This is a genomic window from Pseudoalteromonas phenolica (assembly GCF_001444405.1).
Taxonomy (GTDB): domain Bacteria; phylum Pseudomonadota; class Gammaproteobacteria; order Enterobacterales; family Alteromonadaceae; genus Pseudoalteromonas; species Pseudoalteromonas phenolica.
In genome coordinates, this window is sequence record NZ_CP013187.1 from 1,444,001 (window position 1) to 1,467,377 (window position 23,377).

The following is a 23,377-nucleotide window of genomic DNA, read 5'->3' on the forward strand; positions in this document are numbered from 1 at the left end:
CGTTGCTCGAGAAAAACTAAAACAATAAAAATATTATGAAATTACAACAACTAAAATATATTGTAGAAGTCCTCAATCACAACTTGAACGTGTCGGCCACAGCTGAAAGTCTATACACATCTCAACCTGGTATTTCTAAACAGGTGAGAATGCTTGAAGATGAACTTGGTGTACAAATTTTTGGCCGTAGCGGTAAGCATCTCACGCACGTTACCCCAGCGGGTAATGAAATTATCAATATTGCCCGTGAAATACTCTCTAAGGTTGAGGGAATAAAAGCCGTTGCGAATGAGCACACCTTACCAGATCAAGGCAAGTTGAATATTGCGACAACCCACACCCAAGCTCGTTATGCGTTACCTGGGGTGATCCAAGGCTTTATGCAGAAGTATCCTGCAGTTTCTCTCCATATGCATCAAGGCACGCCACAGCAAATTTCAGACGCGGCTGCTCGTGGTGACGCTGATTTTGCTATCGCAACAGAAGCGCTGCATTTGTACAGTGATTTAGTCATGTTGCCTTGTTACCACTGGAACAGAAGCATCGTAGTAACAAAAGATCACCCACTTGCAAAACTCGGTAAAAATATTTCTGTTCAAGATATCGCGAAATATCCATTGATCACTTATGTTTTTGGATTTACTGGTCGTTCTGAGCTTGATAAAGCGTTTAATGCCCATGGTCTAGAGCCACATATTGTATTTACTGCAACAGATGCTGATGTGATTAAAACTTATGTTCGTTTAGGTTTAGGTGTGGGTGTGTTAGCAACCATGGCTATTGATACCCAAACTGATGACGATTTAGTTTGTATCGATGCAAGTCATTTATTTGAGGCGAGCACAACTAAAATTGGCTTTAGAAAAGGCAGCTTCTTACGCGGTTATATGTATGACTTTATTGAACGCTTCGCACCACACTTAACCAAAGAGTTGGTTGAAAAAGCGAGCTTGCTGCGTAATCAAGATGACGTAGACGAGCTGTTCAAAGACATTGAGTTACCAGTGAAGTAATTATCTTATCAATGAAAAAGGCTGCAATTGCAGCCTTTTTTGTCTAACTATTGTTATACCAACCCTCTTAATTAAGTGATCTATTTTGAGGATTGGTATTAGTGATTAACATTCGATAATATTAACCGCAAGACCACCACGTGCAGTCTCTTTGTATTTGGTTTTCATATCGTTACCAGTATCTAACATGGTTTTGATTACTTTATCTAACGATACTTTTTGATCGCCCGTACCACGCATAGCAAGACGTGATGCATTGATTGCTTTTACTGCACCCATAGCATTACGTTCAATACAAGGAACTTGTACTAAACCACCAACAGGGTCGCATGTTAAACCTAAGTTATGCTCCATGCCGATTTCAGCCGCGTTCTCAACGTGTACAACATTGCCGCCCATGATTTCAGTGAGTGCACCTGCAGCCATTGAGCAAGCAACACCGACTTCACCTTGACAACCAACCTCTGCACCTGAAATTGACGCATTCTTTTTATAAAGAATACCAATCGCTGCAGCAGTTAATAAATAGCGTGTTGCAATTTCAGCATCTACTTCTTTGATGAATGTATGGTAGTACATTAATACCGCAGGTAAGATCCCCGCCGCACCATTTGTAGGTGCAGTCACTACACGGCCACCCGCAGCGTTTTCTTCGTTTACGGCTAGAGCGAATAAATCAACCCAGTCCATTGCACGAAGTGGGTCGTTGTTATTTTCAACGTTTAGTTTTAAATATAAGCTCGGTGCACGACGTCTTACTTTTAAGCCGCCCGGTAAAATACCTTCAGTACGCATACCACGCTCAATACAAGCTTTCATGACGGTCCAGATATTGAAGAGTTCGTCTTTAATATCTTTTTCTGCACGAAGTGTTTTCTCGTTAGCCATCATTAGAGATGACACACTTAAGCCTGTCTCTTTACACATATCCAATAACTCTTGAGCATTATTGAAAGGGTAAGGGGCTGGGTTTTCTGCGCGAATATCGAGAGCAGCTTGTTTTTCTTGATCGAAGGCTTCTTCGGTCACAATAAAACCGCCGCCGATAGAGTAATAAACCTGGCTATGAATTAACTCATCGCCAGCATATGCGAAAATTTCCATGGCGTTTGAGTGCTTAGGCAAGGTTTTACGACGATGGAAAACAATCGCGCCTTGCTTTGGAAAAGCCGCTTTATGGGTTTTATCTAAGTAGATAACTTGTTCGTTTTCGATGGTGTCTAAAATTTCAGGTACTGCATCGGCATCGATGGTTTCAGGGTCGTAACCTGCTAAGCCTAAAATCACCGCTTTACCTGAGCCGTGACCAACACCAGTTTGACCAAGTGAGCCATATAGCTCTACTTTGACAGAAGTAACCTTGTCGATTAATTGTTTTTCTTGTAAATCTTTTACATAAAGACGTGAAGCGCGCATTGGGCCGACCGTATGTGACGACGACGGGCCAATCCCGATACTGAACATATCAAATGCACTAATCATAAACTTCTACTCAACATTGCCTTTGAACGGACGCACATCATAACGTTAAAGTATTTCAATGTAACTATTTTGCGCTGGCTAAGTGGTGGTTAGTTGACCAGTTGAGCAAAATTTTTAACTAATTTAGCCGTCGCGCCCCATAGTAAGCCATGCTCAGTAGGAAAAATATCGAATTTTCGGTCTTTTCCGCCTAATTGTACTTCGATTGAGCGCCAGTTTTTTTCGTCAAATAAACGCTCGAGTGAAATTGTAAATACTCGTTCTACCTCATCACTGTCAGTGTGCCAAGAAGCGTGAGATTGAAGTGTTGCGACAATAGGGGAAATGGTAAAGCCTGTTAATGTGTTATGGGTAGGTAATTGGCCGATAGAATTAATGTGGCTAGGACAAATACCCAGCTCTTCATTGGTTTCACGTATTGCTGTGGCCTGCAATGAAGGGTCAAACTGTTCAAACTTACCACCTGGAAAGCAAATTTGGCTAGGGTGATGTTTTAAGTAGGCAGCGCGTTTGCAGAATAATAAAGCAGCTTTATTATCAACCTCAAGCAGAGGCAATAGTACGGCACTTGCTCTGGTATTTTCAAAGTGAGCAGAGTCAATGAGAGGCGCACTGAGATTAAATTTACATACAATGTCAGATAACTTCATTTGCTCCACTCAATTTTTGTTTAACTATTACTCAGTATAGGTAATATTTTGTTTACCTTGTCTAAAGTTTCTTGGTATTCCAATGCTGCTTTCGAATCTGCAACAATGCCACCGCCAGCCCAGCAATGAATTTTATCGTCACTACATACCAAAGTACGAATGGTGATTGACGTATCCATCTTGCCACACGCACTGATATAACCAATAGAGCCACAATATACGCTACGACGATGAGGTTCGAGCTCTTCAATAATTTCCATCGCACGAATCTTAGGCGCACCAGTGATTGAACCACCGGGGAAAGCAGCTTCTAATTGGTCAATGGCGGTTTTACCTTCAGCTAACTCACTCTGTACGGTACTCACTAAGTGATGAACAGCAGGGAAACTTTCAATATCGAATAGTTTAGGCACAGTCACAGTACCCGGCTTGGCCACTTTACCTAAATCATTACGGAGAAGGTCTACGATCATCACATTTTCGGCGCGATCTTTAGGGCTATTCTTCAGTATTTCAGCTTGCACTTTATCGGCTGTTGCTTCTTTTAATCTGGGCAGTGTGCCTTTGATTGGCTTAGTTTCGACTTTGCCATCTTCAACCAGAATAAAACGCTCAGGCGACACCGATAAAATTGCTCCTTGTGGGTGATTTATAAAAGCAGCAAATGGGGCTTTGTTGTGTGCTCTAAGAGTTTTGTAGGCTGACCAAGGGGCGCCATTAAACTCTGCACTGAAGCGCTGAGCTAAGTTAATTTGATAACAGTCGCCACTTTTTAAATAAGCTTGAATTTTATCAAACTGTTTTTCATACGCGCTTTTATCAAGATTCGATTGCCACTCAGAGGTGAGCTTAAAAGGGACTGCTTTTGCAGCTTGTTTGTTAATTGCCGCTAAATACGTGTCAAGGCGATCGAAGTTTGGCTGAGAAACATAAAACCACTCAGATGTCTGATTATCAAAAATCAGCGCATCTAAATATAGACCTGCACTCATATCAGGCATATTAATGTCTTCGATTGCCAACTCAGGCATGGGTTCAATATAACGACCCAAGTCATAACCAAAGTAACCTAACCAACCACCGGTAAAAGGTAAATTTTCAGCGGTTAGTGTATTCGATAAATCACTTAACAGTGATTGCATAATGGAGAAACAACTTTGCGTTTGTTGTTTACCGTCCAAAAATACGTGCTTATTTTTCGCTTCGACGAGGTGCTTTGGCTCAAAACTGATGATGTCGTAACGGCTATTTTCGTGTTGCGCGTTACTTGAATCTAATAAAACTGCGTGAGGCAAATGGGCGAATTGCTCAAAAACTAACTCAGTAGATAGCTTAATGTCTAATTTTTTACAATTGATTTGCTCATTTATCATTTACTTGAACCTGAAAACTAGCCCGAAACGGGCGAGGAGGGTATCATATTTGCCAGTTTTACAATAGTGATGCTCAATACCAATTGAATTAAAAATTAGATCATTCTAACGCGCTAAATGATTCACTAACGTCGTTGAAAACTATTTGTATAGAACCTCTATGCACACTAATTTTCGCCTAGTTATTGAACCATTACCGTTAACCGATTCTCGGTAAACGTTATCTGTCGTTATAATTGAGCAAAACTCTAATACAATTGTTAAAATCACTTAAAACCGTCAACATGTTAAAGGCGTAAGCTATATTTGACTTACGATTATTAAGGAACCGTCATGAGTATGATCCGTCAACAAGACTTCATCGACAGCATTGAAGATGCATTGCAGTATATCTCTTATTACCACCCACTCGATTTCGTTCAAGCGCTAGAAAAGGCTTACCATAAAGAAGAAAGCAAAGCGGCTAAAGATGCGATTGCTCAGATCTTAATTAACTCTCGTATGTCTGCTGAAGGCAAGCGTCCACTGTGTCAAGACACAGGTATCGTTACGTGTTTCGTTAAAGTAGGTATGGATGTTAAGTGGGATAAAACAGACTTAACTGTACAGCAAATGGTTGATGAAGGTACACGTCGCGCTTATAACAGCCCTGACAACCCACTTCGTGCATCAATTGTTGCAGATCCTGCTGGCGCACGTAAAAACACCAAAGATAACACGCCATCAGTAGTACACATTGACATGGTACCAGGCGCTGAAGTTGAAGTGATGATCGCAGCGAAAGGCGGCGGCTCAGAAAACAAAACTAAAATGGTTATGCTTAACCCATCTGATGATGTTGCTGCTTGGGTTGAGAAAACACTACCAACTATGGGCGCAGGCTGGTGTCCTCCGGGCATGCTAGGTATAGGTATCGGTGGTACAGCTGAAAAAGCAGCGGTACTAGCGAAAGAATCACTGATGGATCCGGTTGATATTCACGAGCTAATCGAGCGTGGAGCAGAAACAGCTGAAGAAAAGCTACGTTTAGACATCTTCGAACGTGCTAACAAGTTAGGTATTGGTGCACAAGGCCTTGGTGGTTTAACAACGGTTGTTGATATTAAAATCAAAACAGCACCAACACATGCTGCATCTAAGCCAGTTGTAATGATCCCGAACTGCGCAGCAACACGTCACGTACACTTCACGCTAGACGGTTCAGGCCCTGCAAATCTTAAAGCACCTAAAGTTGAAGATTGGCCAGAGCTGACGTTTGAAGTGGGTGAAGACACACGTCGCGTAAACTTAGACACACTAACAAAAGAAGACACACTAGATTGGAAGATGGGTGAAACAGTTCTTCTTTCAGGTAAAATCTTAACAGGTCGTGATGCAGCACATAAGCGTCTTCAAGACATGATCTTGTCAGGTGAAGGTTTACCTGAAGGTGTAGATTTCGAGAACAAGTTTATCTACTACGTTGGCCCTGTTGATGCAGTAGGCGACGAAGCTGTAGGTCCTGCAGGTCCAACTACAGCAACGCGTATGGATAAATTCACCGACCTAATGCTAGAAAACACAGGCATTGTGGGCATGATTGGTAAAGCTGAGCGTGGTCCAGCGACAGTTGAATCTATCAAGCAAAACAAATCAATCTACTTAATGGCAGTAGGTGGTGCAGCTTATCTTGTATCTAAAGCAATCAAGAAAGCGCGCGTAGTAGCGTTCGAAGATTTAGGTATGGAAGCAATCTACGAGTTTGAAGTAGAAGATATGCCAGTAACAGTTGCAGTAGACAGCGATGGTAACAACGCGCACACTGCAGGTCCTGCGATTTGGAAAGCGAAAATCGAAGAGTTAGACAGCAAGTTAAAATAAGCAATTAGCTTGTTTTAAATGAAAAAAGGAGTGATTTTTCACTCCTTTTTTGTGTTTAAACGCCAAAAAAGTCGGTGCTACAGAATTGGCTTGGTAGTAGCGATTTTACATCGCGTTTATATTCAAATAATTACGCCGCGTGATCACTGAATTTCTTCATATTTGTTCCTGCCCCAGTGCCCGAACTTTCTTCTGATTATTCACAGTAATTTAAATTCTTCAAATTCAAACTTGAAAACCAATTGATTAACTGTAATGATAATGATTATCAATTATGATTTTGAAATCGGTTCATATGTGTCTGAAAGAAACTATTGCTTGTTACACACCTTGTTTAAAAACCCACTGTCGAAGACCTCAATTAGAAGCACCTGTTTTGGTATCTCAATATATTGAGGGCAGTTTGGCATTAGCAAAATGGTACGGCAGCAGTCATTGCACATTGTTACAAGAACTGTATTTAAAAAGAGTATTCAATGAGTTACTCAATAAAATTGCTGATCCACTCGTACATGAGTCAATCAGAAAGCAATGTTTTGAGCAGCTATATAAGCCTCTTCTCGCTTTGAAGCGATTCTACAAACAGCAGCAAGCCGATAAACAAAAATATTTGGCGCTGGAGCTTGAAGCAAGAGTGCTGTGTCGTGAATTTAATCCATTTTTATAGGAGTCAAAGATGACTACATTTCGCCAAGAATCAGACAGCATGGGTGTATTAGATGTGCCTGAAGGCGCACTTTATAAAGCGCAAACCCAGCGTGCAGTCAATAACTTTACAGTTAGCAAGTTAACTATGCCGCAAGAGTTTATTCGAGCACTTGCTTACATTAAACAAGCGGCGGCCGAGGCAAATGCAGAGCTAGGGCATCTTTCACAAGATAAAGCACAGGCGATTGCCAAAGCAGCGCAAAGTATTATTGAAGGTGAGCACTTAGACCAATTCCCGGTTGATGTGTTTCAAACAGGCTCGGGTACAAGCTCGAATATGAATGCCAATGAAGTCATCGCGACGCTCGCAACACAGCAAAGCGGTATTCAGATCCACCCTAATGACGACGTAAATATGGGTCAAAGCTCAAATGACGTGATCCCAACCGCTATTCACGTCAGTAGTGCAGTTGCTGTCGTTTATGAGCTATTACCTGCACTAAAACATTTATCACAAGTGATAGAGCAAAAATCTAAACAAGTCGGTCATGTAGTTAAAACAGGTCGTACGCATTTAATGGATGCAATGCCTGTAACATTTGCGCAAACTTTAGGTGGTTGGCAGCATCAGATTGACTGCGCGTACCAAGGTATATTAAGTAGCGTAGAAAGAGTCTACGAACTTGCACAAGGTGGCACAGCAGTAGGCACTGGTGTAAATGCCGATGCACAATTTGCCAAGGTGTTCACGCAATATTTAAGTACAAATATTGGTATTCGTTTTAAACCAAGTAGCAATCATTTCTACCATATTGGTTCACAAGACGCGATTGTTGGCCTTTCAGGACAATTAAAAGCAATGGCTGTGGCAAATATGAAAATTGCCAATGACTTACGTTGGATGAACTCAGGCCCACTGGCAGGTCTTGCTGAGATTGAACTTGAAGCACTGCAACCGGGCTCTTCAATTATGCCTGGTAAAGTAAACCCAGTGATCCCAGAAGCGGCAGCCATGGTCAGTGCACAAGTCATTGGTAACGACACGACAATTTCGGTAGCGGGTCAATCGGGTAACTTTGAGCTCAATGTTATGTTGCCTGTGATTGCGCATAACATTATTGAAAGTATCGACATCTTGGCGAATGTAAGTCGACTCCTTGCTGATAAAGCGATTGCAACATTTAATGTGAACGAAGAAAACGTCAATAAAGCACTGGCAAAAAATCCAATTCTAGTGACGGCTCTCAACCCGATCATAGGTTATGAAAAAGCCGCGTTTATCGCGAAAACAGCATACAAAGAAGGGCGCCCGATTGTTGATGTGGCGAGCGAACACACTGATTTGTCTGTTAATGAATTAACAGAGCTGTTAAATCCTGAAAAGCTTACAAAGGGTGGATTGTAAAAAAGTCAGAAATCAATAGAGTTAATTCAAATTGAGTGAATGTAACGATTATTGAAAATACATTTATTGATAACTCAAAGCACTGACCTTAAAACAAAAAAGGTAGCTAAACAGCTACCTTTTTTTGTGAGTGACACTTAGATTAAGCGCCAGCTTCCATAATAGAAGTACTACCAGTTTTTGCTAATTCAGCAAGATCTTTGTCAATCCAGAATAGCGCTTTACCGTCTTCACCGATTAGCTCTAGCTTATCTAGGATACCCTTGAACAGCTTTTCTTCCTCATGTTGTTCAGCAACATACCATTGTAAGAAGTTGAATGTTGAGTAATCATGCGTTGTGAAAGCAACATGCGTAAGCTCGTTAATTGCTTTAGTAATAGTGCACTCATGTTCTAGGGTCGTTCTAAAAACATCACCCAGAGAATTAAACTCATGAGGAGGCGCTTCAATAGCACCTAAAATTGGTAATGCACCTGTTTCACTTACATAAGTGAATAAACGGTTCATGTGTTCCATTTCTTCAACGGCATGCTTTCTTAAAAACTCAGCAGCACCTTCGAAGCCTTTGTCTTCACACCAAGCACTCATTTGTAAGTATAGGTTTGAAGAATAGAATTCTAAATTAATTTGCTCGTTTAATTTTTCAACCATTGCTGGGGCTAACATAGCGGTTACTCCTCTAAGAATTTATGCACGCATTGTTCTTTAATACGCTTATGAATACAAGTAGATCATAAAGAAAAACAAATAAAAATAACAATTTAGGTGAGAAAAAACGCAAAAATCCAGCTAAGCAAAAAGCGCAATCACTCTCATTAAAGCTCATCACGTAAAAACCAGCGATGAATGACTATACAGGTAAAATTGTTAGTAAGAATGCGAATGATTATTTCAGTTTAGTGCCTTTACAAAGGTATTTCTTATCACTGGCAGAACGCGCACATTTTTTACAAATAAAATGACTAGGCGACACAATATCAGCAAGCTGAGATAACTTGCTTTCAATATCTTTTCGCTTCCACTCACATAAAGTCTTACTCATCGATACCTACTAAATTGGTTAAATACAAATACACATTATTATCATATGGCTAGTAGGCGTGCTTTTTACATGAATTACACGTAAAAAGCCAGATAAATTGGGGGCATGGGGAATAAGATTTTAGACCTTTTAAGTTTGTTATAAGGTAAGTGGCTGGCGATAAACGATTATGGTGTTATTGAGTAAAAGGCATAAAAAAAGACATCCTGAGATGTCTTGATTTATACGTTTGGTGGAGCTGGGGATTTGAACCGCCGTACACAATTACATAACTTACTGTTATTGCTATAAATCAACATGGCACTTGTTAGTAGGGACATTATACGTGACAAATATATGCTTTTTTCGTAGATTACAAGCTACTGAAATATAATGAAATTTGTTTTTTTACTCGGTCAAGGATTAAGATTGTATAGTTAAAAATTTAGCTGCACTGAAAGAATTTGTTTCAGCGGGTTGGGGTTCATCTTCAATAATTGCTATGGCTTTAATTGTACTTAGGTATGGTTATTTGTATTTAAGCAATAGGGAAGAGCGAAAGCTCAAAAGGTTTAAGTTCATACAAGAACATGAGGATAGGATGAATGCTTTAGCCCAAAGGGCAGATTTAAAAGAAATAGATAAGGAAATTGAGAATGTCGATTAGTATGTTTGATTTAGCAATGTTTACGTTGCTTGTATGTTTTTACATTTTGTTTGTAACTTGGTTTTCTATTAGAAATAGGATTAGGTTAGCAGAAGAAGTTGATGCTTATTTAGGTGGAGAAAACCCAAGGAAATTAAAGCAAACTTTGTTTGCTGCTTTCTCTTTTACTAAAATGCCTTTTGCAATTTTTAGGATTACTTTGCATTTCTTTAGTGTAATGTTTAAGTTAATAGAAAAACCATTAATTCAAAAGCTTGCTGAAAGAAGCTCAGAAAAAGCAATAGATAGAGCAACAGTGTAACAAACTAAAGAGCTTAATAAACTCGGCTTAAAATGTTTTTCTATTGCATTACAGCGCTTCCCATTATCTACAGTTTTATCCATAGCAGTTGTAATTTTATTTCTAATTATTCTGGGATTTCTTAACAAGGGAAGTCTACTGGAAAGAGGCTTGAATGAATTACCCGAACTAATGGGGAGTTTTGTTAGATGAGCCTTTCAATAAATCAAAAATGATAAAAAACTAATTAAGGAATTTAGTGAAAAAAGTAATTTATACCTACATAGAATTTTTTTTCCTGCTTTGGATTATGATGTGTGCACCTTTATTTTTAGTTATGATAACTCATTATTCTGGATCAGAAGAAACCCTTCACAGAGAACTAATAGAACTTAAAGTTGATAGTGCAATATATGAGACTAAGAAAGTGTATTGCGAAACTTTTGGCTCTAAGAGTGATCAATCAAATTGCAATCTTAGAGACCCAGGGGCTGTTAAGAATGAAAGGTTTATAGATGATGAAAGACATGAAGAAAATAAGGAAAAGCATAGCTTCATCAAATATTACATATATTTAACCTTATTCATTAGTTCTGTGTATTGCTTTATGCAGTTTTACAAAGGTAGAACTAGTACCAATGAAAGTGGCCATAACATGCAGATTGATTTGCTTAAAGAAGTAAATAAGCTCCTAGAAGAAAAAAATCAAAAGCTCATAGAAAGAAACATTCAGCTTGAGAAAATGATGCTACTCTATGACATTAAGTCTGAAGAGCAATAACTTAAGTAAGAATGAAAAAGCCGCTAACTAGTGGCTTTTTTGATCGTGTTCTTTTATGTAATTCCCATAATACCTAAATAGCATTTCTTGGCTGTCATCCCCCATTTGTCGGGCAATCCACCACAAGTTCTTGCCTTGGCTGATTAGCATAGTGGCGAATGTGTGGCGGGCTTGGTAAGGGGGGCGGTATCTCACGCCGCTGGCGGTTAATACTGGCAGCTATATATTTTTTCGAATTTGCGCCGAACCTGTTAGCTGGCGCTTTTGTTTTGGTTCAATGAAAACAAACTCATTGCTACCGGTTAATTCTTTTTGTGCTTCAAGTGCTGCGATAGCTTCGAGTTGTAGTTCAATCACACGATTACCCGCACAGGTTTTGTGCCTTTGGTGACTGCCTTTTGAGAGCTTGAATCCCAAATAACAGCTGCACACACTTTTAATTCTTCATTAATTAAATCAACCTCTACCCATTGCAATGCAGCGGCTTCCGATGGGTGAATGCCTGTATAAAAGAGCAAAGTAAGTAAATTGAGTTCTAACTCATTTTTGGCGCTCTTGAGTATTGCACTGATCTCTTTAGGACGAAACAGGTCAACGTCTTCATGTTTTCCTCAAACGCGTTCATCTCGACTTTGTTATCAAAGATACATCTAATAAAATGGGCGCCGCCCGAATGAAACCGTTAATTCAAAAGTATGCGCCAGCTGCAGCGGGTTTATTGGGTAACTATAAAGACGAGATATTGGGTCCAATGTGGCTAGGCTCGTTTATGTTTAGTTCGGTAAAACAAATTAAGCAGTTAAAAGTGCGTGACGCGCAAGCCAAAAAAGAAACGGAGCAAGTAGAGCAAAACGAGGTGGCAAGCGATGTTGATGCAGCCCATTAATTCACACAATGCGCTGAGTGCTTTGCACTGCTTGTATGTTGGCGGCACTGGCAGCGGTAAAACAACCGCTGCTAAGTTGTTGCCAACAACCAAAGCTACAGACCAAATTTTATTTTGGGACCCACACGAAGACTATAGAGGCAAGTTTAAAGGCCGTGTTGTCAGACGTTATAAATCGTTTACTAAATTCTTTAAGGCGGCAATAGCAGGGCGCAAAACTCAAAGCACTTAAAAGCTTGAGTATTTTTATAAGTCCCCAGGTATTGGGAATGTCGAGTTTGGGAAGTTGAAGTTAACTTAAACTTGCCTTTAGCCAATCAAAGAATCGGAAATACAGATCAAGCGCTCTTTCTTCATGGCGTTTGATCACTTCAATTCTTTTTACTTCACTAAGTTGCATGATATCAATTTCATTTCCTTTTTTGATGAAAAGAAATTTGCTATTTATTAAAGCTACTTTTTGGGCGATTTGTTCTTTATCACCTTTTACATATGCTAAGTAGATACCTTCAAAGTCATCATTTAATAAAAGCTCTTTTTGTTTAGCTGAGTGTTCAAATACAGATATGGCAAGCGTTCCTAAGAATATGTACATTGCTAATACTAAATATGGTTTTTCCAGATATTTAAATGGAAATTTTTCTATGCTAGCCAAAAAGATGAAAAATATATTGAATGAGATTGCCAAATAAGAATTTTCCGCTAACTGTTCAGGTGCTACGCAAAACCCAAAAGTGATTGTTAGACTTATAAAAATACATAAATAAATATGCTGATTCGATTTTTGAACTTCAAATGAGTATATTTCAGAGCGTATTTGCCTATCAAAAGATGTTTTTACTCCCAATAAAAAGCAAAGTGTTAGAAAAACAGAAAAAGCTATTGGATCTAACAAGTTAGATGAGACGGCCAAATAATCTGTAATACTATAAAAATCACCACTGTTTATAGAATATGGAGCTAATAAGTAGCTTATATGGAAATATCCACAAGCTAATAACAATGTGGATAGAAATGTGATTAGTGAAGCTAATTCACCAAAAGATAAATGGAAGCCACCCAAAATATTTTGTTTTTTAATTTCCACTTTATTATCAAAGTGACCATTAATTAGCTTTAGTGTTTCCCTTTGCTCCTTAATGATTGACTTCTTTTGTTTTTGAACTTCATTAAGATCACTAAATTTGGCGTCCACACTATATCTTGAAGATCTCTCAACAGCTTTTTTTAGGTAAGATTCTGATAAACTTGCAGAAATCCAATCAACTTTTTTAAAAATGAAATACCTAAAATAATCATAGGTTATCAAGAGTTTGTGTATCTCAGTATCATTTTCTACATGCTCAATTAAATCATAATAATCGTCTTCTAAGTCTATAGTTTCATTTTCATCTAAAACACTTAAATATAGTTTGTAGGAGATTTTTTGGACTTCTTCGTATTGAAGTTCCGGGAATTGTTTTATCACTATTAAAAATATCCTATTCGATATCAATTTAATAATATCATTTCTGAATTTTAATCTGTGATTGATGAACCAGAAGTAGAACGAAACAAATAATTTTTGGAAGAGTTTCAAGTGATAATTCCTTTTTCTTATTAATTTAACCTATTAGGTTCCCTTTACACAAACCACGTTGATCAAAACCGTTTTTTTTCTCTACCTTAAAACCCACATTTGCAGCAACACGAGTCAGCTAAAGACTGAAATACACATTATGAAAATTTACTCACTTGTAGCTTTAGGCTCCGCTATTACTGCTTTTGTCATTGTAAAAATCGCTAAAGGAACAAAGCATGTTCGGGAAGTGGAATCCTAAAGCGCTTTTTGTTGACCGTAGCCCTTTGCCTTTTGATTTAGTTCAGCAGCGTAAAGAGCGGTTACACACCAAAAGGCAAAAAAAAGCCAAGCGTAGGCTTACAAATAAACGCAAACGCGCTCGCGGTTCGGTCAGTATCGCGGGCAATCTAGGACGATTTAGCAAATACCAAAGGGAACTTTATTAATGACTGCTAAAAACAAAACTTACTTAATCACAGCGGGTATCGCGACATTTGTCGCGGCAGTAGTTGTTTGGGCATCTAATAACGTAGATGCAGTTGAAGATGAAATCGGATAAGGAGCTGGCATGAGTCTTATTAATTCAATTCGACCGTCTTTGATTCAGCTACCTAGCCCAACGGGTACGGGGTTCGGTGAAGAATGGTCGATTAAATTGCAATCGGGTTTGACCTATCACATGGTCGAGCTTGAAACCAATTTAGTAAACGTCGAAACAATTAAAAAAATCACCATCGACATTGGTGGTGTGCCGGTTGTTTCAGTGACTAATAAAATGCTCTATGTGCTTGATAAAGCCTATAAGCGTTATCGCAAAACAGGCCGTTTTATTCTGCCGTTATCAAAGTTTGAATACCACACTCCTGAAGGTATTTAACAAATGCAATTGAGGTAGGGGTGACAACAGTCGCAGCTGTTCGCACGGATGTAGGGTGGCTTAAGCAAGGAATGAAAGAGCTTAAGGAACGAGTAACCAAACTGGAGAACAAAAACCATGTTAAGCACTCTGGGTAAATACCTATTAACCAAACTCGCAACCGAAGTATTCATCAAGCGCGTTTGTCTCGCCACCGCTAAACACTTAGCCAGCAAGACAAACAACAAACTAGATGATGAATTGATCAGCGCATTAGAAGATGCGTTGAATAAGTAATTAATGTGGGGTCTTTTGGTAGTAGTAAAAAAGAGGCTCTAGTAGCCTCTTTCCATGTCATCAATTAGCAAGTAATTGTATGAGTTTGCGGGTGGCAATTTGATAAATGAGTCGGTAGATCACCCTGATCGCAATGATTCGAATTGGTAGTATATCCACCACCACCAATTTGCGGTGTTGCATTTGCTGGTAATTCACGAGAGTTAGATAATTTTTTTAAGTTTTTCTTATTTAATTTTATAGTTTTCATTTCTCTTTTCCTTTTGTACATAATAGAGAAACATTAAATTAACCCGTCCCAATTTCATGGTCAAGTTTTAAATTTTGGTTTGAAATAATAAAAATATAATAAGGGACAAAAACGTGACAAATCATGCCACATTTACGTCCCCATTCACACACTATTCAAATCCCAGAAAAACAAAAACCCTATCAAAAACAGTGTTTTGATAGGGTTTTGATATTGCTATTTGGTGGAGCTGGGGGGATTTGAACCCCCGTCCAGAAAGCGTCGACCTTCGGTCCTACATGTTTAGTATCGTCTATTGGTTAACCTTTAAGTCTCGGACGAACACGATAAATAAAGGCGAGGCCGCTTAGTTTTAGCCCTTCAACCCCGGCCAGGGTTTCCGCAGCGATCTTGTGTAGGGTGACACTCCAGAACCAGAACCACAAGCATTTCTTGGAGGAGTGCTAGCGGGCTATTATGCCGCTAGAGCGTAGTTATCGTCGTTTGCGATTACTTTAAATGCGGCTTTTTTACGAGGCCAACCGCCCCTCGACATGCACCTCAGGCTTCATGAATCCTGTCGAATCCTAATCAGCCCCTGAATTTGTATTCAGAGTCACAACGTGACTTAGTGATTGCATTCTAACGCCTATATATGTGCTTCGCAATCATTAATCACTTTAAAAGTCATCATTAATTAATGAGTTGGCTGATATTTGTGCGGGTTGTGTGTTAGTTGAGCTATTCGTAGCAGTGAAGAGTCGAACTTATTAATTTATAAGATGAAATACTCGACTTATTGCTAAGCTCTTTTCAAATTTGGTTGTTTTATGCTTGTGGCATCAAATAACACCAACATCCGAAGTAGGAGATGTGATGACAACATCGAATTTAGATAACCGAGGCGAGTCAGCCCAACAAGACAGTTATCAAAATTTACACCGTGCAAGTTCTGAATTTAAAACACGCGACGAATATTTAGAGCATGAATTGCAAATTATGCAGCCTAAACGTTGGCGTCCAAACCTGCCATTCAAAGATTACCGATTTGAATTGGAAGACACTATTCCAGCCATGGCGGGGACCATAGGTAAAATTGTGATGGTGGGGGCAATTGCCGCAACATTTGCCGCACCTTTAGGGCTAGGCGAAGGCTTTATTCTTGAAAATGTGCGCTACGAATTGTTAATCGTTGCTCTATTTATTTTACTGTTTTCTGGTTTTCTATTACCAACGGCAAACTTAGCTGGTACCCATGGACCATTAATTCCACTTATTCCTATTGTGGTTGCGGCGGGTGGTCACCCGATGGCGTTTGGTTTGCTCATAGGGGCATTTGGTTTATTACTGGCGGTCAGTAAAGGTGGGAGTGTTTTAGCTGGGCTCACCAGTCGAGGAGTCTGTGGTGGTTTGCTTTTATACCTTGGCTTTATTGGCACAACTTCGCAAGTTAAGAAGTTGTTTGCATGGGCAGAAGGTATTGATATGTCTCATATCGCTTTTATTATTATTCTCAGTACCATCGTTTTATATGCGTTATTAGAGCACTTTAAAAAGCGTTGGCTGGCGGTGCCATTAAGCTGTTTACTTGGCGGTGGTGTTGCTTTTGCACTTGGTGCGCCGTTTGAGTTTAAAACAGGGCCAGGCCTACCAAACATGAACCCTATGTATTGGTGGGGTGAAAACACGGGGTGGATGCTAGGGTTACCTACGCTTGAAAGCTTTATTGTTGTTCTGCCTTTTGCCATTCTAGCTGTAGCCATGTGGTCACCTGATTTTTTAGGTCATCAAGTTTTTCAAAAAATCAGTTACCCAGCACGTACTGAAAAAGTTCAAATGAACATTGACGATACGATGACGAGTGCGTCTATTCGTCAGACCTTCGGATCTATTTTAGGTGGTGCTAATTTTACCTCTTCATGGGGCACATACATCGTGCCAGCTGCTATTGCGAAACGTCCAATTCCCGCAGGAGCAATATTAACGGCATTGTTTTGTGTCATTGCTAGTATCTGGGGTTACCCTATGGATTTAGCTATTTGGCAACCCGTATTGTGTGTTGCATTGATTGTCGGTGTGTTTATTCCATTGCTTGAGGCGGGTATGGAAATGACACGCGAAGGTAAAACAACTCAGTCAGCAGCCATTGTTGTTTTCTCATCGGCATTAGTTAATCCAGCGTTTGGTTGGTCTTTAACTATGTTACTAGATAACTTAGGTTTAATTGGTTGTAAGGAGCGAAGTAAAGAGCTTAGCTCAATGAACCGCTGGATCATTCCACTTATCATGTTTGTAGTTTTAACAGGTGTGATGGCGCTTGTTGGTTTGTTACCAGGCTTGCCAGCAATTATGCCAAGTTTTAGATAAACTAAATGGGCAGAGTGTAAAAAATTCTGCCTTTTTACTCCTTCCCAGTATTAAATATCATACTCTTTTGTTAGCTTATCTCTTTCTTATTTACTACACGATATTTTGTCTGTAATGTGATTTGTCAGTCTCTGAATTAGCTACATATGTAAATTAACCCTTTATTCTTAATTTTATGTTTTTATTTAAAGGGCTTGTCCAAGTGGTCGATAAGTTTATGTAACTAATAGGAAATGTTTACTTAGAATGTTTCTGCTAATTACGTTCAAAAAATCGCCATTTACAATTGTTTAAGCTTTGTAACTTGATTAAGTAGAATCAGCTTAACAATACTCAAAGGTTGTGGTGAAATGGTTTGGTCGTGTTTTAGCCAATAATAATAAACCGTAGTGTGGAAAGACTTATGTCATTATTTCGTTTTGATGAGGGTGATGGATATGTGTACTTATTGTCACACCCTATCGAGTCAGGGTTCCCTGCTAGCGCTTCACAACTCTTAGAGTTGATAGAACAGTCAAGTTATGCTGATTTTGAAGTTATACATGCCAATATAGGCAAACTGTTTTCATCAGGTGATGACTACGGTAAAGATTCTTTGGTTGTTGCTAAAGCGATTGATGCATCAATCATGATCAAAGTCGACGAATCAAACATGATGGCCAACGCGCAAGTGACAACCGCTTGCGGTGGTAAAATCATATCTCTAGATGACGCGAAAGCGGCACTTCAAAAAGCTGGCGTTGTGAAAGGTGTCAATCGTGATGCACTTGAACAATGCTTAGGCCAACAATTCGAACAACCCCCAGGCGCCCAATACAGTGCCATTGTTGCGCATGGTCAGCGTGCAAAAGATGGCACAGATGCACGATTCGTGCGTTTATGCATGACAGCTCAAGATAGAGTTTTAAGTCCGCAAGAGAAAGATGGTGGCAAAGTAGATATGCGCGATTTAGGCGCAATTATCACGGTTAAGCCGGGCAGCCCTCTAATGAAGAGAATTCCAGCAACAGAAGGCTCACAAGGTTACTCTGTTTTTGGTGATGTGATAGAGGCTAAACCTGGGAAAAACTTTGCAATTGAGGTGCTTGAAGGCACCAAAATTTCAGATAAAGACCCAAATCTGTTAATTGCAGATGCTAAAGGTGTACCTGTGGCTTTGCCAAGAGGGATGCGGGTCGATGATGTTTTATGCTACAACGACGTTGATGTTACTACGGGCCATATAGAGTTTGATGGCTCGATTATTATAAGTGGTGATGTCAAAGATGGTATGAAAGTAAAAGCAACTGGAGATATAACTGTTCTGGGTTTTGTTGAATCAGCTGATTTACAAAGTGAGAATGCCATTACCATCGTACAAGGTGCGGTTGGTCGAAAAGTAACGGAAGAGTTAGATTTTTCTTGTTTTATTAAAGCAAAAAGAAGCATTTCAATAGGTTATGCGCAATATGTGCATATCGAGACTGAGCAAGATTTATTAATCGAAAAGCAGGCTTTGCATTGTAATTTATCTTCTAGAAGACTCATCCGAGTTGGAAAAGGCGATACGCCACGAGGAAAGTTAATTGGTGGCAAGGTTTTAAATGCGTTGCGTATTGAGACTGGAGAATTAGGTGCACCTTCAGGAACTAAAACGCATATTGCTATCGCGCAATCGTTTCATGAGTTAAAAGAGAAGCAAACGGAGTTCAAGTTATTTGAAAAACGCTTAGCAGATAAGGCTGTTGCATTAACACGAGCCAAAATGAAAGCCTCAAAAGCGCCTGATACGCCTCAAAGAGCGGCCTATATAAATAAGCTTTTAGCAAATGAAAAACAGTTGAATGTACACTATCAGCGAAATCAGCGTAATTTAAAGTTAGTTCAGCAAAAACTTAGACGCTTGTTGATGAGTAGCAGGGTTAAAGTCAATGAGTTAATGCATCCAGGCATTGAGGTGACAATCGCAAGAGATTCAAAACAATTTACGCGGATTTATCCACCGCATTTAGTTAAATTGGACGAAGGCAAAATTACTCAACAGTTTTTGTCTTAAAATTTTAAATTAAATTTCATTTCTTTTTTAAAAGGCTCCAGTGTTTCGGAGCCTTTACATTTCTCGCTTCTTAAAATAATTTCAAATTTAAAAACTTATATAAATCAAAGTTTTATTTTCTTTTTGGTTTTTTATTTCAAAAAATATGCGACTTTTTTTCGCTCTACTGAAATTTGTTCATTTATGAATCTTTGACTAAATTAAAGATTAAGAGTTGACACCGGTGTCAGCTTTGTGGCTCAATAATATGACACCGGTGTCAGGTTGGGGTGAGAGACAACCTGATAGCGTACCTTTGAACGGGTAAATCTAAAGATGCTCGGTACATTTAGAGTGGAGTCTTTAATTGTACTGAGCCTTTTATCCTCTTAAATTTTGAGTAGAGTAGAATTTTATGTTACATCCTCGTATCCAAGCCGTCACAGAGCGTGTTATCGAACGCAGCAAAGCAACACGCCAAGCCTACTTAGCACGCATCGAAGAAGCAAAAAAACAAACACGTGTGCGCGCTGGTTTAGGATGTGGCAACCTAGCTCACGTTATGGCTGCATGTTCAAGCTCTGATAAAGATCGCCTTAAGGCTGACGAGCAACCAAACCTAGCTATTATCAATTCATACAATGACATGCTTTCAGCGCATGTGCCTTACCTTGATTTTCCTCCGCTAATTAAAAAGATTGCAGAAAAATATGACGCGACCGCACAAGTAGCTGGTGGCGTACCTGCAATGTGTGACGGGGTAACTCAAGGCCGTGATGGTATGGAATTATCGTTGTTTTCACGTGACGTGATTGCGATGTCTACAGCCGTTGCACTTTCACACGATGTATTTGATGGTGTTTTCTGTTTAGGTGTGTGTGACAAAATCGTACCGGGACTACTTATTGGTTCGCTTTCATTCGGTCATTTACCTATTTTCTTCTTACCAGCAGGTCCGATGCAATCTGGTATTCCAAATAAAGAAAAAGCCCGTGTTCGTCAAAAGTTCGCACAAGGTTTAGTATCTCGTGAAGAGTTACTTGAAGCAGAGAGTGCGTCATATCATAGCGCAGGTACTTGTACTTTCTACGGTACTGCCAACTCAAACCAGATGCTAATGGAGATCATGGGTCTTCATCTTCCTGGTAGCTCTTTCATCAACCCTTACACTGAATTACGTGATGGCCTTACAGGCAGTGCGGTTGAGTTGATGCTTAAGCAACTTATCGAAAGCAAAGATGCAAACCCAATCGGCGAAGTAGTGAGCGAAAAGACAGTGATCAATGGTCTAGTTGGCCTACTAGCTACAGGCGGTTCAACAAACCACGCAATTCACTTAGTTGCTATGGCGAAAGCGGCTGGTGTTCAAATTACTTGGAAAGATATGGCAGAGCTTTCAGAAGTTGTACCACTACTTACACGTATTTACCCAAATGGTTCTGCGGATGTTAACCACTTCCAAGCAGCGGGTGGCATGGGCTTCTTAATGCGTGAACTGCGTGACGGTGGTTTCTTACACAATGATGTGAAGACTATTGTTGGTGAAGGTCTTGATGCTTATACCCAAGAGCCAGTGTTAGATGTTGATGACAACTTAATCATGTCTAGCAACACAGGTCCTAGCAAAGTGAAGTGGGTGCCTTGTCCTGAAAACTCACTAGACGAAGAAGTACTTCGCCCTGTGAGCAATCCATTCAATAAGCAAGGTGGCCTTCAGCTACTAACAGGCAACATTGGTAAAGCGGTTATCAAGGTTTCAGCTGTTCAAGAGCAACACCAAACTGTATCAGCACCTGCGAAAGTATTTAGTTCGCAAGCTGCACTACAAGATGCATTCGCTGCAGGCGAATTAAACACAGATTTTATTGCTGTTATTAAAGAGCAAGGTCCTAAAGCTAAGGGCATGCCAGAACTTCATAAATTAACGCCTGTGATGGCAACGCTTCAGGATCAAGGCTACAAAGTTGCGATTGTAACTGACGGCCGTATGTCTGGTGCGTCAGGTAAGGTACCAGCAGCAATCCACTTAGCACCAGAAGCAGTTGAAGGCGGGATCATAGCTAAGATTCATGACGGTGATTTGATTACTTTAGATGCACCAAATGGCGATTTAATTCTTCATGTATCGGACGATGAGTTAGCAAAACGCGAGCATGTGATAAGTCATACTGAACCGACTTATGGCACAGGCCGTGAGTTATTCGCAGGGTTTAGGAATATCGTAAGCAGTGCAGACCTAGGCGCAAGTGCGTTTGGACTAGAAGAATAATAGCATTGGGAATGAGGAATAAGATGAGTATTGAAAACATTTTAACATCAGCACCAGTTGTACCAGTGGTGGTGATTGAAAACTTAGAAGACGCTGTACCGTTAGCAAAAGCGTTATATAACGGTGGCCTAAAAGCACTAGAAATTACCCTCCGCACACCAGTGGCGGCAGAAGCGGTAAAGCTAATGAAAGAAGCAGTACCAGAAGCTTACGTCGGCACAGGTACTGTGATTGATAAAGCAACATTCGAAGCATCAGTTGCTGCCGGTGCTGACTTCATGGTGAGTCCTGGTGTAAATGATGAGCTTTTAGCGCTAGCTAAAGAAACTGACATTCCGTTTTTACCGGGTGCAGCCACACCAAGTGAAGTGATGAATTTAGCATCACATGGTTTTAAGTTTTTAAAATTCTTCCCAGCGGAAGCTGCGGGTGGCGCGCCAATGCTTAAGTCAATTGGTGGCCCATTACCACAAGTTAAATTCTGCCCAACGGGTGGTATTAGCTTAGCAACAGCGCCTAAGTATCTAGCCTTAAATAACGTCGTGTGCGTTGGTGGTACTTGGATGTTAGATAAAGAACTTATCTCAAACAAAGATTGGCAGGCGATCGAAGCGCTTGCGAAACAAGCAAGTGAAGTAAAATAGTCGAGGAACTGAAAATGATTAATATCGCAATTAATGGTTATGGCCGTATCGGTCGCAATGTTTTACGAGCGCTATACGAGTCTGGTCAAAACGAACAAATTAAAATTGTCGCTATCAACGACCTAGCACCTGCTAACGTGAATGCGCACTTAACTCAGTTTGATTCAGTGCATGGTCGTTTCAACCAAGAAGTTGTGCTAGCTGAAAACACGTTAGTGATTGGTAATGACGAAATCACACTTACGCAAGAACGTGATCCTGCTAACCTGCCTTGGAAAGCGCTTAACGTTGATATCGTATTAGAATGTACAGGTATTTTCACGTCACGTGATGCTGCGGCTAAGCACATTGAAGCGGGCGCTAAAAAAGTAATCGTTTCAGCACCTGGCACTGACCTTGATGCAACGGTTGTTCACGGTGTGAACTCTGAAGTGATCAACGCTTCTAGTAACATCATTTCAAATGCATCTTGTACAACCAACTGTCTTGCACCAGTTGCTAAAGCACTGAATGATGCAATTGGTATCGAACAGGGTAGCATGACAACCATTCACGCTTACACAAACGACCAAGTCCTTACTGATGTTTATCACCCGGATCTTTACCGTGCGCGTAGTGCAACTCAGTCTATGATCCCAACTAAAACAGGTGCTGCAAAAGCCGTTGGTCTAGTATTACCTGAGCTTGCAGGCAAGTTAGACGGCATGGCTGTTCGTGTACCAACTGTAAATGTGTCTTTAGTTGACTTAACTTTCATTGCTTCTCGCGAAACGACTGCTGAAGAAGTAAACGCAGCGGTTAAAGCGGCTGCAACTGAAGGAGCGATGGCTGAAGTACTTGAGTACAACGAACTTCCGCTTGTTTCAATTGACTTCAACCACAACCCAGCGTCATCAGTATTTGATTCAACGCAAACTAAAGTTGATGGTAAGCTTGTTAAAGTTATGGCTTGGTACGACAACGAATGGGGTTTCTCTAACCGTATGATCGACCAAGTTAAAGCATTAGGCCAATACCTATAAGTTAAAGTTAAAATTGGCAATAAAAAACCGCTTCGATAAGCGGTTTTTTTA

23 protein-coding genes and 1 other RNA gene are annotated in these 23,377 nt (G+C 40.0%); 15 read left to right on the forward strand and 9 right to left on the reverse strand.

From position 1 onward, the window contains the following. The first annotated feature begins 35 nt into the window (after positions 1 to 35). On the forward strand, positions 36 to 1,013 hold the full coding sequence (gene cysB, locus PP2015_RS06395; RefSeq protein WP_058029479.1) for an HTH-type transcriptional regulator CysB: 978 nt from the start codon (positions 36 to 38) through the stop codon (positions 1,011 to 1,013). Between the two features lie 105 nt (positions 1,014 to 1,118). On the opposite strand, the gene PP2015_RS06400 is transcribed toward cysB, so the two are convergent. The 3 genes from PP2015_RS06400 to pabB form a co-directional block, all read right to left on the reverse strand. Next, positions 1,119 to 2,495, reverse strand: coding sequence for an L-serine ammonia-lyase (locus tag PP2015_RS06400; protein WP_058029480.1), 1,377 nt, complete (start codon positions 2,493 to 2,495; stop codon positions 1,119 to 1,121). A gap of 89 nt (positions 2,496 to 2,584) precedes the next feature. Continuing rightward, a complete protein-coding gene (locus PP2015_RS06405; protein ID WP_083496534.1) occupies positions 2,585 to 3,145 on the reverse strand; it encodes a CoA pyrophosphatase in 561 nt (186 codons plus the stop codon). 20 nt (positions 3,146 to 3,165) lie between these two features. Next, entirely contained in the window at positions 3,166 to 4,518 is a 1,353-nt protein-coding gene (pabB, locus tag PP2015_RS06410) for an aminodeoxychorismate synthase component I (protein ID WP_058029481.1), read from the reverse strand. A 333-nt stretch (positions 4,519 to 4,851) separates the two neighbouring features. Between pabB and PP2015_RS06415 the strand changes: the two genes are divergently transcribed. The 3 genes from PP2015_RS06415 (at position 4,852) to PP2015_RS06425 (ending at position 8,431) form a co-directional block, all read left to right on the forward strand. Continuing rightward, complete coding sequence (locus PP2015_RS06415; RefSeq protein ID WP_058029482.1) at positions 4,852 to 6,378, forward strand: fumarate hydratase; 1,527 nt, start codon at positions 4,852 to 4,854, stop codon at positions 6,376 to 6,378. Positions 6,379 to 6,652: 274 nt separating this feature from the next. Continuing rightward, entirely contained in the window at positions 6,653 to 7,045 is a 393-nt protein-coding gene (locus PP2015_RS06420) for a hypothetical protein (protein ID WP_227009181.1), read from the forward strand. Between the two features lie 9 nt (positions 7,046 to 7,054). Continuing rightward, positions 7,055 to 8,431, forward strand: coding sequence for a class II fumarate hydratase (locus PP2015_RS06425; protein ID WP_058029483.1), 1,377 nt, complete (start codon positions 7,055 to 7,057; stop codon positions 8,429 to 8,431). Between the two features lie 142 nt (positions 8,432 to 8,573). Here PP2015_RS06425 and ftnA read toward each other — a convergent pair whose 3' ends face one another. Then, a complete protein-coding gene (ftnA, locus tag PP2015_RS06430; protein WP_058029484.1) occupies positions 8,574 to 9,098 on the reverse strand; it encodes a non-heme ferritin in 525 nt (174 codons plus the stop codon). A 220-nt stretch (positions 9,099 to 9,318) separates the two neighbouring features. Continuing rightward, on the reverse strand, positions 9,319 to 9,474 hold the full coding sequence (locus tag PP2015_RS22005) for a hypothetical protein (RefSeq protein ID WP_169792717.1): 156 nt from the start codon (positions 9,472 to 9,474) through the stop codon (positions 9,319 to 9,321). A gap of 635 nt (positions 9,475 to 10,109) precedes the next feature. Here PP2015_RS22005 and PP2015_RS06435 point away from each other — a divergent pair. Both PP2015_RS06435 and PP2015_RS06440 read left to right on the forward strand, forming a co-directional pair. Further along, complete coding sequence (locus PP2015_RS06435; protein WP_058029485.1) at positions 10,110 to 10,421, forward strand: hypothetical protein; 312 nt, start codon at positions 10,110 to 10,112, stop codon at positions 10,419 to 10,421. A 238-nt stretch (positions 10,422 to 10,659) separates the two neighbouring features. Further along, positions 10,660 to 11,181: a hypothetical protein gene (locus tag PP2015_RS06440; RefSeq protein WP_058029486.1), complete on the forward strand. Its 522-nt coding sequence runs from the start codon at positions 10,660 to 10,662 to the stop codon at positions 11,179 to 11,181. A gap of 219 nt (positions 11,182 to 11,400) precedes the next feature. On the opposite strand, the gene PP2015_RS21860 is transcribed toward PP2015_RS06440, so the two are convergent. Continuing rightward, positions 11,401 to 11,538: a hypothetical protein gene (locus PP2015_RS21860; protein ID WP_169792718.1), complete on the reverse strand. Its 138-nt coding sequence runs from the start codon at positions 11,536 to 11,538 to the stop codon at positions 11,401 to 11,403. Between the two features lie 316 nt (positions 11,539 to 11,854). On the opposite strand from PP2015_RS21860, the gene PP2015_RS06445 reads away from it, so the two are divergent. Further along, the gene (locus PP2015_RS06445) at positions 11,855 to 12,067 is read left to right on the forward strand and encodes a hypothetical protein (protein WP_058029487.1); all 213 of its coding nucleotides are present in this window, start codon (positions 11,855 to 11,857) and stop codon (positions 12,065 to 12,067) included. Then, the gene (locus tag PP2015_RS06450) at positions 12,048 to 12,299 is read left to right on the forward strand and encodes a hypothetical protein (protein WP_193330480.1); all 252 of its coding nucleotides are present in this window, start codon (positions 12,048 to 12,050) and stop codon (positions 12,297 to 12,299) included. Before PP2015_RS06445 ends, PP2015_RS06450 begins: the two co-directional genes overlap by 20 nt. Before the next feature lie 60 nt (positions 12,300 to 12,359). On the opposite strand, the gene PP2015_RS06455 is transcribed toward PP2015_RS06450, so the two are convergent. Then, complete coding sequence (locus PP2015_RS06455; RefSeq protein ID WP_058029488.1) at positions 12,360 to 13,535, reverse strand: hypothetical protein; 1,176 nt, start codon at positions 13,533 to 13,535, stop codon at positions 12,360 to 12,362. A 661-nt stretch (positions 13,536 to 14,196) separates the two neighbouring features. Between PP2015_RS06455 and PP2015_RS06465 the strand changes: the two genes are divergently transcribed. Continuing rightward, positions 14,197 to 14,505 carry a major capsid protein P2 gene (locus PP2015_RS06465; protein ID WP_058029490.1) on the forward strand — a complete coding sequence of 103 codons (309 nt, stop codon included), beginning with the start codon at positions 14,197 to 14,199 and terminating at the stop codon, positions 14,503 to 14,505. Positions 14,506 to 14,622: 117 nt separating this feature from the next. Next, positions 14,623 to 14,781 (forward strand): hypothetical protein, encoded by a 159-nt coding sequence (locus PP2015_RS22010; protein WP_169792719.1) that lies wholly within the window; start codon positions 14,623 to 14,625, stop codon positions 14,779 to 14,781. A gap of 64 nt (positions 14,782 to 14,845) precedes the next feature. Here the strand turns inward: PP2015_RS22010 and PP2015_RS06470 are convergent, their stop codons facing one another. After that, complete coding sequence (locus PP2015_RS06470) at positions 14,846 to 15,031, reverse strand: hypothetical protein (protein WP_058029491.1); 186 nt, start codon at positions 15,029 to 15,031, stop codon at positions 14,846 to 14,848. A gap of 221 nt (positions 15,032 to 15,252) precedes the next feature. After that, positions 15,253 to 15,609: a transfer-messenger RNA gene (gene ssrA / locus PP2015_RS21600) on the reverse strand. 277 nt (positions 15,610 to 15,886) lie between these two features. Between ssrA and PP2015_RS06475 the strand changes: the two genes are divergently transcribed. The 5 genes from PP2015_RS06475 to gap all read left to right on the forward strand — a co-directional run bounded on the left by PP2015_RS06475 (position 15,887) and on the right by gap (position 23,326). Continuing rightward, on the forward strand, positions 15,887 to 17,377 hold the full coding sequence (locus tag PP2015_RS06475) for a DUF3360 family protein (protein WP_058029492.1): 1,491 nt from the start codon (positions 15,887 to 15,889) through the stop codon (positions 17,375 to 17,377). 403 nt (positions 17,378 to 17,780) lie between these two features. Beyond that, the gene (locus tag PP2015_RS06480; RefSeq protein ID WP_058029493.1) at positions 17,781 to 19,412 is read left to right on the forward strand and encodes a DUF342 domain-containing protein; all 1,632 of its coding nucleotides are present in this window, start codon (positions 17,781 to 17,783) and stop codon (positions 19,410 to 19,412) included. Positions 19,413 to 19,806: 394 nt separating this feature from the next. Continuing rightward, positions 19,807 to 21,660, forward strand: a complete 1,854-nt coding sequence (gene edd / locus PP2015_RS06485) for a phosphogluconate dehydratase (RefSeq protein WP_058029494.1) — start codon at positions 19,807 to 19,809, stop codon at positions 21,658 to 21,660. Between the two features lie 23 nt (positions 21,661 to 21,683). Then, positions 21,684 to 22,304, forward strand: a complete 621-nt coding sequence (locus tag PP2015_RS06490; protein WP_058029495.1) for a bifunctional 4-hydroxy-2-oxoglutarate aldolase/2-dehydro-3-deoxy-phosphogluconate aldolase — start codon at positions 21,684 to 21,686, stop codon at positions 22,302 to 22,304. Positions 22,305 to 22,318: 14 nt separating this feature from the next. Further along, positions 22,319 to 23,326: a type I glyceraldehyde-3-phosphate dehydrogenase gene (gene gap / locus PP2015_RS06495; protein WP_058029496.1), complete on the forward strand. Its 1,008-nt coding sequence runs from the start codon at positions 22,319 to 22,321 to the stop codon at positions 23,324 to 23,326. Positions 23,327 to 23,377: the final 51 nt, after the last annotated feature.